Below are 11,761 nucleotides of genomic sequence, written 5' to 3' on the forward strand. Positions count from 1 at the left end.
GTTATTTACATGCTAGTTAATCAATAGACCAGTAAATTTATGGACCAGTTGATCTATGGACACAGACGACCTTGCTGTGCAGGTTGCGTCATTTCAATGTCACCTTGTAGTGAGCGATACACAACGGTATTCCACACTTCACCATTATCCATTTCAAACTCAATAGCGTAATTCAAACCCGCGACAACCTGAGTTCGCACACTCAGAATCTGCTTTAGCTCAGCTGAAGTGTTCATTTGGCCAAGAACTGCATTTAAAGCTTGCTTAGCTTGTGGTGTGATAGCGCTTTGCGACCAACCACCTGTCAGGTTTTTAGTGCTACAGATCGGATTCGTATTCTCTTGTGATTGAACTGGAACCTCAGATTTCTGACTGCATCCTGCTAACACAGCGACACTAAACAAGGTTGCTACTCCAAGTAATGATGTTAATCGTACTTTCTTCATAAATTCTCTCTACCTCTGTCATTCACGAGGCGTTACCCGCAATGATGTTTCATATGCAGACAAGCTTAAACCTCGAATGTCATCACTTCATCAGAAATTATGTTGTAACTAATCTGTAAATACAGAGCACTGTCAGAAAACCAAAGCCGGACAATAAGCAGACAAGTAAGTATTTGAGAATACACTAATTTAGGGGTTCATGAATTGATTGAAAAATGGCGAAACCATGTTGTTTAGGATTAGTACAAGTAGTAAACTCCCACTTTAAATGCAGCTTGTTTTTGAGAAACTAAACGCACAAAAAGCTAGGACAACTTTATAAAGTAACTACTCTCAAACATCAGCCATAGATACATCTCTCATAAACGGGTACAAGTCACATAAAAATAATTAGATAAACTTAGGCGGTTCACTACATGGAATTAATGTCGTCTTTAGGTTCACTGTTGGCTAGCAGCCTGCCTATCGAAAAAAAACAACACGCACTGGTTGAACTCGTACTCCACACTTATCAACCACAAGAGCGCACAGCCGTTTTCAAAACCGTGACAGAATATCGTCGAAACCAATTAGAATTGCTTTTCCCTGAACATCAAGCAAAAAGCGACTCAGTAATGTTTGAAGTGATAGACTACCGCGATCTGATTCAGCGCTATCCAAATACCTTATCCACAGAGGTTGCTCTCTTAGAGGAAGCGGTTGGGCAATGTTATATACATTGGTTGGACTTTTGGTGTGAATGTGAAATTTCCGCAATCAAAGCAAAATTACCATTAAGCACCCATGCCCTTTATCCTATGGATCTACCCATTAAAGATAGTGCTTACTATGGTGTGATCATTGACCAAATAGAAAATAGTCAACTCATAGTACAAACGCCAACTCGCCCTCAAGGACTACCAATCAGCGATGCTATTGCTTTAAGCAACCTTGAGGTTTTTATTAAAGGTGAGAAGTGGTATGAGATGCTACCTTTACTCCACTTATCACAAACAGGTAAGCACTTTATTCTACTCAAACACCCAACAGATGAAGCCTTTCCAACCCTAGTCTCTTCAGCCCTAATTCAAGATTGGTCAAAATATGAAACTTGGCTAAGCTACGCCCCCCCTTTCTGTAACGACAAATGGAAGTACAGTTTATCCAGACGTGGCTATGAGGGACTGGCAGAGCTACATATTTTTACTCCGCCGGCCCTATCAAAGTGTGACTCTATTCCAGAGTTCGATAATAAGTTCCAATTACAATTAGCCGAAATGCAAGCTGTATGTGAAATTCTACGCCTAACCGTGAGTGGAAATATTCAACAAAAAGTCTACTTCCTTTATCTTGCACAAAAAGAGATGCTCAACTTGTTACATCAAGCGGGCTATAAGATTGGTTTCACCATTATAGATCAACCTTTGATACTCGATTTTTACAAGGCTATCGAACCACAAGCATACTTGCCGCTAGGGTCTTGTGACTTGAACGAAACGAACTTACTGACTTACCGCGGGTTATGGAATATTGAACTGATGTTGAAGGCATTCAATCATGTCAACTTTCGAGACTATAGACGGTGCCTCCGTGAAAATAAAAATACAGCGTGGCAAATAATATGAAGACGTTTGATCTTGGGCTAGAGGCGATATTCTATGCTAAAGCCATCACTCTGCTTGCAACGGTCGCTGTTGTTGTAATGTGGCTGTTCTACTATTGTTATCGCCTTAAACAAAAGAACGAAGCGATAGTGGGGACACACCATGTACCTTACATCGCATATTCCATCTGTATCATTACGTGGATCAGCAGTAATGCCTACTTCCACACCGGCTTGTTGCCAGGACTTGGCACCACAGCAGCCATATTTGCAGCAAAGTTGGCCAACCTCAGCTCTTTCCTTGCTTTTGCCTTTGCGTATTACTTCTCGTGTCAGCTCGCAGCCGAAAACCGCAGTGGTAAAATCCATAGGTGGCAAAAAACCATTCTCGCGAGCATAACGGGCTACTCTTTCTATATCAATTTGACCCCAGGATTAACGGTAGAAGATGTCACCATTACGGCTCCAAGCCAATTCGTGATCGAGTTTGGCCCGCATACACCCTACTTTTTCATTGGGGTTATCAGCTTGATTGCCCTTACACTGACTAATCTAGTGACCATGCGTGCCAATAGCAGCAAACTAACATTAGCCAAAACCAACTACATGATTACAGGCATCTTGGTATTCATGCTATCTACAGCAACGATTCACATTGGCGTTGCCTATTTCCTACGTGATTTCTCGCTCACTTGGCTCCCCCCAGCGTTGTCGCTCAGTGAGATGTTGTTTGTAGGCTATGCTCTGCTGACCTCTCGCTTCTACAGTTTTAAATACCTTACATACATAAGCCTTAATGTGCTGCTGGTGTGTGCAATTTTAGTGATACCTTTTTGTACGGTATTTATTCCCCTAACTGACGGTAACCAATGGCTATTAGCGATACCCATCTGCGCGATTATCGGCATTACATGGAGTCCAATCTACAAACGTGTAAGTCCTTACTCCTCATTGCTTGTCTATAGAAACAAAAAGACACCGGTACAACAGATACTCGCATTAGAAGAAGGCTTTAAGTTGTCGATTGACGATGCCATGCGTCGTTTAGGTCGCCAACTGCAAATCCCAGAAGATAAGCTTCGACTAGTTAACAGTAATTACAACGAAACCTTCTACGAAGATTACCTATCTAGCAAAGAGTCCGTTCTAGTGTTCGATGAGCTTTCTGAAGAGCTAGATGATACTGCGCTCGCTAAACGGTCGCTAAAAGCACTTTATGACAAGATGAGTTCGAACAACACCGCGTTGGTAATGCCACTATTCGGACACAAAAAATCAGTCACACACTTGCTAGTATCATCGCACAAAAGCAACAATCGTATGTTCTCTAATGAAGAAATCTCTGCACTGCAAACCTTGTTAACGCGTGTACAAAGCACCATCGAAGCCGATAGACGAATTCGCCAAAGTCGTGCTCTTGCTAACTCGATCGCTCATGAGATGCGTAACCCACTCGCTCAAGTGCAACTGCATTTTGAGGTGTTAAAGCAGCACATTGATAATCAAGCACCAACTCAACAAATCTTGACTGACATTGAGAATGGCCAAGCAGCGATTCAACGCGGGCGGCAACTGATTGATATCATCTTACGAGAAGTCAGTGACAGCTCGCCTGAGCATGGACCAATCACCATGACATCTATCCACAAGGCCGTGGACCAAGCCGTCAGCCACTATGGCTTTGAGAACGAGAAGATCATTGAGCGAATTCGTTTACCACAACACGCTGATTTTGTGGCAAAACTAAATGAAACTCTATTCAACTTCGTCATTTTCAATCTGATACGCAATGCAATCTATTACTTTGATTCTTACCCAGACAGCCAAATTGAGATCAGCACCAAAACAGGATCTTACGAGAACGTTCTCACATTTCGTGATACCGGCCCCGGCATTGACGAAGCCATTGTTCATAAGGTCTTTGATGACTTTTTCTCTTTCCAAAAAAGCGGTGGTAGCGGCTTAGGACTGGGTTATTGCCAACGAGTGATGCGCTCATTTGGTGGCAGAGTGGAATGCCATTCCAAACTTGGTGAATTTACTGAGTTTCACCTGTACTTCCCTATTGTACCCAATGCTCCAAAAGCGGAGACGCTGCGTACGCCTTATTTCAACGGTTGGAAACACAACCAATCGACGGAAGATAAAGCCGAAGCTGATGTAAAACCAGAGAGCCAAACTCCAAGCGGTGATATAGAACCTGAACCGGCAAGTACGCTAACAGAAAGTAAGCAAACAGAACGCACGCAAGCAGAAAATCAACCAGCATCAAGCCATCTTGCACCGACGGTACTTATTGTTGATGACAAAGAAGTGCAACGCACGCTTGTTCAGATGTACCTGAGCCGACTTGGCGTAAATAGCTTGCAAGCTAAAAACGGGGAAAATGCTGTCGAGCTGTTCAGATCACACAAAGTTGATTTGATCTTAATGGATGTACAAATGCCGATAATGAATGGCTTTGACGCAAGCCAGATCATCAAGGCGCGCTCACCTCAAACACCAATTATTGCTTTGTCTGGTGAATCAGGACAACGAGAGCTAGACATGATCAGAAAACTGATGGACGGTCGCCTAGAGAAGCCAACCTCTTTGAACGCACTGCAACACCTACTGGACAACTGGCTAGAGAAAGGCTGGGCGCCAAACGCTTCTAAAGAAACAGAAAATGAATAGCTGACTACGGTTAAGTGAATCAATGAAAAAAAACGATTAGAACTCACTGATGGTTGGCCTCAATCATCGCTGTTTCGATCAAATCCAGTAACCACTTGTATTTGGCAGAATGTTGGTTTTTCTTATGAAGATAGGCAAATACCTCCATTTTCTCTGCATCTTCTTCTAATCCTTCAATCACAATCGAGCGCAATACTCCCTTGTGCTGTTCGATCACCGGAGGCATGCAGGGTGCGATCATGTTGGAATGCTTAATCGTTTCTATTAACCCAACAACTGACGTCGTTCGAAGCGCCATATTAATCGATTTACCTTGGCTTAAAACTTCTTCTTCCAATCGCGAGTGTTTGTTTTGATCGAAGTAAGCAAGGTCAACATGCGCAAATGGAAAGGACAACAAATCATCAATCTGTGCTACATCCTCTTTAAAAGGATGGTCGACTCTTACTGCCAATACAAATTTTAGGGTCACGAGAGGCACAGCAATGATCTCGGCGGGCAGGTTTTCAGCTTCAAAGTGAATAACAAAATCAATCTCGTCACTCTTAAGTCTTTCCAGTGAATCTTGGGAGCTAGTATGACTAATCAACCTCGAAAGTGGACTTTCATCTGAGAGTTGATGAAACAGAGAGGGTGTTAACCAAGGCAAAAGGTGCGGGTTCGCCTCTATCTTAAAATCTTCGCTTAGTTCGGCAGGAGTAAACTGTTTACCCTCTTCTATCGCCGTGACCAACCCGTCCAATAGTGGAAATACACGTCGATACAGTTCATCAGAATAAGGCGTCGGGAGAAACTGCTTATTGGACAAAACAAATAGCTCTTCACCTAATGATTCCTTAAGCTTTTTGACGCTTTGGCTTACCGCTGGTGTCGAGACAAACAGCTTTTCAGCTGCTTTGCGCAAGCTTTTTTCCTGATACACCACCACAAACACTTTCAATAAGTTCAAATCGACGTTATTCAGTTTCATATCCAAACCATAAACCAATACTTAACGAATGGTTAAGTTTATATGAATTAACTTAACGATGTCCACTTTGTATAGTTACCTCACCTTCACGCAGTACACGGATGTAGTGAGATAAATTTATGAGGCATCTATGTTATTACAACGTTCAATCCTTTCTCTAACTCCTTTGTTTCTGGCAAGTGTCGCGTTCGCGGAAGAAGCCGAAATTCAAGATATGTCAGACCCGTTAGCCGTCTATACACAAGGTGGCTTCGGTTACACAGACAAAGGCTTAAACCTGAAAATCGGGCAAACCTATGACACTGGTAGCGATACGACCATGGGTATGAATGTCTTCGAAGTCAAAGGCATCGCTGGTGAAGCCATTGGTTGGAATGACCGAGGCGCAGGTGACAGTATCGATTCGATTCGTTTCAGAAACTTCGGCGTAGACTTAACCAATGGTCGAGGCACACAAGTCGATATGTCTTGGGATTTCGATAGTAATCAAGGTAGTGCGTCATACAGCTTTATACAGGCTCTTCCACAAATGGGCATGTTTAATTTCTATCCGCTTGCGGGTGTCGGTGTTGCTGCAGGTGAGGAGTTGGTTGAAGGCTCTGGAGGCAACCTCGACGCGGATCAACTTCGTGATCGCTACAACATGCACGGCACTTTCTACGTGGCGGGTATGTACGCAAAAATGCAACTTACCGACAAGATTTGGTTGAACTATAACCCTATGTATTTAGGCACGATGTCTGGTTCATCAACGTTCAAAGATTATGGATTCGAGGGCAGTGATTCTGTACTCGCACATGAGTTTGCTGCGAGCTACCAGATTAACCCAAGGGCGAACGTTCGTTATTTTGCAAATTGGACAGAAAACACCAGTATCGAAGACGGTGATCACCGCATCGAATTTAACTATCAGTTTTAAGCAGTCACTTTCTGCTTGGATGAGCTCTTTCAGTTTGAACCAATGATTTCTGTTCCACGAGCCATTCCCGTTTTGACGAATAATTTTGAGTTTTGAGGACACATTATGAATATGATATCTAAAGCCTTTGTTGGTAGTTTCACTTGCCCATTACGCTCAGCTGCCATGCTAGTTTCTGTAACAGCCTTGTTTTCAGCCACAGCGATAGCAGGCAACGGTGATGCGACAGAAACGATCCAAACGCGTGCAGGTGACTTTACTTTCGAAACCGACTTTCTTCATGGCATTCCAACACAAGAAAGCTCTGCAAAACTGTTTGAACTGATGGACTATCAACGCGCGTCACAAGCTTACATTTGGTCCGTGCCTTTGGTGTCAAACTACGCATGGAAACAAGCCTATGCCGACATGGGGGCAGAGGATGGTCAAATTACTTATGTTGAGTCTCATGAATCTAAGCTAGGAGGTTTAACTTACAATACCTCTACGCCTTACGCGATTACTTGGTTTAACGTAGAGAAAGAGCCCGTTGTTATAGAAATACCCACAAATGAACTGCGTGGCGCGGTACACACCATGTGGCAAATCGGTATTTCTCAGATGACTGAGCCGGGCGTCTACGTGGTAAAAGCGAAAGGTTCTGAAACGCCGAGTAACCTGCCAAAAGGCGCAAAAGTATTTGAGTCTGATACCAATAATGTTTTCTTGGGTGTTCGCTTAATGGCTAAGTCAGATCAGCAACGTATGAAAGACTTAGAAGCATTAAAAATTACTGACCTTAACGGCAAGCCGCTCAGTAGCAAAGGCGTGAACTTCCCTGAACGTGGTGACGATGCTAAGCACCCACGTGGTATGGCATTTTGGGAGACCTTGAATGAAGCGATCCAAGCCGAACCTGTAGCAGAGCGCGACCGCATGATGCACGACATGTTACGCCCACTAGGTATTGAAAAAGGCAAAGCATTTACTCCATCAGCTCAGCAGCGTGACATCTTAGAACAAGCTGTAATCATGGGTGAAGCTATGGTTAAAAACATCGATTTCAACAAGACTGAACGTCTACCACACGCGGCTTATGGCAAAGAAGGGAATTCGTGGGAAATCGCAACGGCTTCAACACCAAACCAAGACCGTCACTATGGTATGGACCTCGATGGACGTGCAGCTTGGTTTTATGAAGCCGTCACTAACGACATTGCAATGCATGGATTTGAGAACGGCGGTTGGGGACAGATCTACCTAGACAACTACCGTGACGACAATGGCAAAGGGCTAAATGGCAGTAACCACTATACTTTGACGCTAGATGGAGATGTAAATTTCGCCGATTTATTCTGGACCATCACTGTCTACAACGTCGAGAACCGCGCCATCATCGACAACGAAATTGAGCGTGCCGACGTGGGTTCTAACATTGAAGGGACAGTTAAAGATTCGCAAGGCAATTACACCTTCCACTTCTCGCCAACTAAGCCTGCTGGTGTAAATGAAGCGAATTGGGTGCAAACCCGAGAAGATGAAAACTGGTTTGTTTACTTCCGCGCTTACTCACCAAGTAAAGCATTTGTAGCGCAACAGCCAGAAACCTTATTGCCTAACTTTAAGCGCGTGGACTAGCCGTTAAGTCTATGTACTAACGATAAAGTTCACTGCGGCCTACGATAAAAGAGGAGCCTCAGCGCTCCTCTTTTTATTCCATCTAGCCTTCAAAGGCGCTGCGAAATAAACTCAACTAGTTGTTTTTCTGATTCTTGAAACAATTCCATGATTTAAAAGAGTAAAAGGGTTATACATAATGATGTGTTATCTAAATTACTGAAATTATCATGACGCCCAAAGAGATCCTTAAAATTCCCAATGTCCGCTACTTCTTGATGTTTCGAAGCAGCTACTTTGCGCGTTTTTACTACCCTATATTCACCCTACTTTATTTAGATTACGGGCTAACCCTATCTCAATTCGCGATGCTCAATGTAGTGTGGGCTGCCACCATTGTGCTTGCTGAAGTACCGTCTGGCGCGTTCGCCGATACCTTAGGGCGCAAAAAGCTTGTGGTGCTCTCTTCAATTGTGATGTTCATTGAGATCGCCATGATTGCTCTTGTTCCGACTGGAGATGCCAATCTAGTCTTCATTGTGTTTCTGGTTAACCGGATATTAAGCGGCTTAGCGATGGCACTGGCCAGCGGTGCTGACGAGGCATTGGCTTACGACACCTTAAAAGAACAAGGCAATGAAGAGTTGTGGCCGCGAGTGCTGCAAATTCAGCTTCGTGTCGCCTCAACGGTCGGTATCTTTGTCACACTAATTGGCGCGGCGATGTACGACGTGAACTTTATGGCGAACATCTTTCATTTCCTTGGACTATCTGAACCAGAAAGCACTAAAGATCTGATGCGTATTCCTGTGTTCGCCACCCTATTTGTAGCGATGATCGCCATCTATGCCGCGATTAATATGCGCGAAGAGAAAAAGGTAATGCCAAGCGACCAAACCAAATTGGCAACCACCATCGCCAGCCTTAAATTAACAGCTGACACAGGTAAGTGGGTACTTGCTACGCCTTACGTGCTGTTCATGTTGTTGTATTACAGCCTGTTCGAACACACCTCAAGAATGTTCCTAACCATGAACAGCCAATATTATCTCGCCATCGATATTCCTATTATCTACTTCGGTTTTATTGGCGCGGGGATCAGTTTGCTTAAAATCATATTGGCGGGGCAAAGCCGTAGGCTAGCAGAAAGCATGGAGCCTAAAACCTTCATTGTGGTTATGGGTTTAGCAAGCATGGCGACTTATTATTGGATCAGTTTAGGTTGGACGATTTACGGGGTTATTCCAGCACTAGTACTGATTTTTATTATCATGACGATGAACATTTTCATTAGCTACCACCTGAATAAAAAAACCGAATCACACAACCGAGCCACTGTCCTCAGCTTTAAAGGCCTGATGTTTAATCTCGGATATGGGCTGATCGGCATTTTGTACGCTTACTACTATAAACTGGTGTCTCAGGGCTACACCGAACAAGAAATAGAACAGAACCTCGCTTTCTTAGCTTCACTGTCTTCGTTTTTCTATTACTTCACCTTATTGTTCGTTTTGATTAGCGCGTTGCTCTATTTCAAAAACAAAAAACAGCCGATCTTTTGAGGCGGCTAGCTATATTGTGTTGAAGTTCAATGAGCAGTCCCTTCAAAGGTTAGCTCGCACAAAGTTCTGATTTCCCCAAATAGACTATCGCCTGAAAATAGACGCTCAATAAACAAACAAGCCCCTTCTTCTATTGGTTAAATTTGTTAATATAATCATAATTTTATATAACACACGGAAGCGTCATGTCATTTAGTTGGATAGCCTTTACTCTTCTCGCAGCCTTCAGCCAATCTTGGCGCAATGCCTTTCAAAGCAAGTTAAGTGGCACCATGAGTGTTGCTGGTGTGACGCTGGCGCGTTTTATCTGGGCAGGCCCAATCGCCTTAATTTATCTGTGCGCCCTCTATCAATGGAAGCCAGTATCCACACCTGATTTTTCGGGTGAGTTTGTTTTCTACATTATTGCAGCAGCCATTATGCAGATCCTCGCGACGGGCTTAATGGTGATGTTATTTAAGCTCGAAAACTATGCGATAGGAGCAGGCTTAGCCAAGTGTGAAGCCCCCGTATCTGCTGTGTTATCCGTATTGTTTTTTGGAACTGCTTTAACATTAACAGGTTGGATTGGCGTGCTTATTGGCACGTTAGGCGTACTAATCATGAGTAGTTCTTCTGGTTGGCGAAGCTTGTCTCCGAAAGTGTTCTTACTAGGTATGGCGTGTAGTACCGCTTTTGCTTTAACGTCTCTTTGGGTACGTGAAGCAAGCTTGAGCATAGGGCTGCCCTTCCCTCATAGCGCTGCTTGGGTGCTGTTTTTGGTGATAACTCTTCAGACATGCATTATCTGTACGTATCTCTTTTTCAGAGAGCGCGACACGCTGCGCCAGATATTCAAGAAATCTAAACTGGTCATCATGACAAGCTTAGCGAGTGTTATCGGTTCTCTGGGTTGGTTTAGCGCGATGTCGCTTCAAGCCGTGCCGTACGTAAAGACACTCGGGCAAGTCGAAGTGATCTTCATGGTGTTGATATCCTATTTCTGGTTAGGGCAAAGCATCGCGCGCAAAGACATTCTTGCGCTCGTTTTGCTTTCTATCGCAGCGGTATTGGTAATGTGGCAGTGAGCTAATAATGTGACTGTAAATTGAATCGTTCGACAGCCTATATATCCAGCAACTCTATGCCTTTCAGCTCTACCGCGCCTCGTTATGGAGCACTCGTTACTTGGTTGAATGGCGACTGTCTGGCATTATGCGCCCAAGAAATCTGTGGTTATTACACAGCAAAGAATGAACGAAGGTAATCAGTGGTAGAAAACAGCCAACAATTAAGTGACCGTTACGACGAACATGGTTACTTTGTTATCAGAAATTATTTCGATGAAGCTCAAATTGCATCGCTTAGAAAAGTCGTGCTGAAATTCCATGAATCATGGAAAGCAGACAACGAAGAATTCTATAAAGAAGAAGCATTTAACTCGTCTTTAATTACGGGAAGCGAATATTTGCTCGCCGACGATAGAAGCGTGCTTTTCGACTTCATCAGCTCGAAGCAAGTGATGAACGTGGTTGATGCGGTGATTCCGAACAAACCAGCATTCATGAATACACAGCTGTTCTTCAACCCGGTAAATCCGCAACAAAAAGACTTCTGGCATCGTGACTGTCAATACGACTACGACGTTGATGACCAAATGAAAGTCATCATGGAAACCCAGGTATTGCATCTGCGAGTGCCCCTTTTTGATGAGCCCGGTATGGAGCTTATCCCCGGCACGCACAAACGTTGGGATAACGAAGAAGAGTACAATGTTCGCCAAGAAGAAAACGGCAAAGTGAGCAGCGATGACATCTCTGGTGGTAAGCAGATACCATTAGCCGCCGGTGACTTATTGGTTTTTTCAGCGGATATGATCCACCGAGGCCGATATGGCTTGGATCGTTTGGCTTTGGATATTTTGATCTTTGATTCGGCGGCAGACTATGTCGACTACGTTGATGATGACTGTTTACCAACACCAGCCATGTTGAGCAATATTACCGATCCAAGATTGTTTATGAACACGCT

At 43.8% G+C, this 11,761-nt stretch carries 9 protein-coding genes; 7 read left to right on the plus strand and 2 right to left on the minus strand.

Going from position 1 to position 11,761, the window contains the following annotated elements:
- Positions 1-53: 53 nt before the first annotated feature.
- Positions 54-446 (minus strand): cystatin domain-containing protein, encoded by a 393-nt coding sequence (locus AB4496_RS10605; RefSeq protein ID WP_009845784.1) that lies wholly within the window; start codon positions 444-446, stop codon positions 54-56.
- A gap of 416 nt (positions 447-862) precedes the next feature.
- On the opposite strand from AB4496_RS10605, the gene luxM reads away from it, so the two are divergent.
- Both luxM and AB4496_RS10615 read left to right on the plus strand, forming a co-directional pair.
- Positions 863-2,050, plus strand: a complete 1,188-nt coding sequence (luxM, locus tag AB4496_RS10610; protein ID WP_102257526.1) for an acyl-homoserine-lactone synthase LuxM — start codon at positions 863-865, stop codon at positions 2,048-2,050.
- The gene (locus AB4496_RS10615; protein ID WP_102257527.1) at positions 2,047-4,704 is read left to right on the plus strand and encodes a response regulator; all 2,658 of its coding nucleotides are present in this window, start codon (positions 2,047-2,049) and stop codon (positions 4,702-4,704) included. The genes luxM and AB4496_RS10615 overlap by 4 nt, the downstream gene beginning before the upstream one ends.
- Positions 4,705-4,747: 43 nt before the next feature.
- On the opposite strand, the gene AB4496_RS10620 is transcribed toward AB4496_RS10615, so the two are convergent.
- Positions 4,748-5,674 (minus strand): LysR family transcriptional regulator, encoded by a 927-nt coding sequence (locus AB4496_RS10620; protein WP_009845787.1) that lies wholly within the window; start codon positions 5,672-5,674, stop codon positions 4,748-4,750.
- 130 nt (positions 5,675-5,804) lie between these two features.
- On the opposite strand from AB4496_RS10620, the gene AB4496_RS10625 reads away from it, so the two are divergent.
- The 5 genes from AB4496_RS10625 to AB4496_RS10645 form a co-directional block, all read left to right on the plus strand.
- On the plus strand, positions 5,805-6,593 hold the full coding sequence (locus tag AB4496_RS10625) for a hypothetical protein (RefSeq protein WP_102257528.1): 789 nt from the start codon (positions 5,805-5,807) through the stop codon (positions 6,591-6,593).
- 105 nt (positions 6,594-6,698) lie between these two features.
- Entirely contained in the window at positions 6,699-8,210 is a 1,512-nt protein-coding gene (locus AB4496_RS10630) for a DUF1214 domain-containing protein (RefSeq protein ID WP_009845789.1), read from the plus strand.
- Between the two features lie 209 nt (positions 8,211-8,419).
- Positions 8,420-9,751, plus strand: coding sequence for an MFS transporter (locus AB4496_RS10635; protein WP_032555086.1), 1,332 nt, complete (start codon positions 8,420-8,422; stop codon positions 9,749-9,751).
- 185 nt (positions 9,752-9,936) lie between these two features.
- A complete protein-coding gene (locus tag AB4496_RS10640; RefSeq protein WP_009845791.1) occupies positions 9,937-10,818 on the plus strand; it encodes a DMT family transporter in 882 nt (293 codons plus the stop codon).
- A gap of 182 nt (positions 10,819-11,000) precedes the next feature.
- The coding region (locus tag AB4496_RS10645; RefSeq protein WP_372130927.1) for a phytanoyl-CoA dioxygenase family protein at positions 11,001-11,761 on the plus strand (761 nt) is incomplete at its 3' end.

The organism is Vibrio sp. 10N.222.46.A1 (genome assembly GCF_041473595.1).
In the GTDB taxonomy this organism is placed as follows: domain Bacteria; phylum Pseudomonadota; class Gammaproteobacteria; order Enterobacterales; family Vibrionaceae; genus Vibrio; species Vibrio tasmaniensis_A.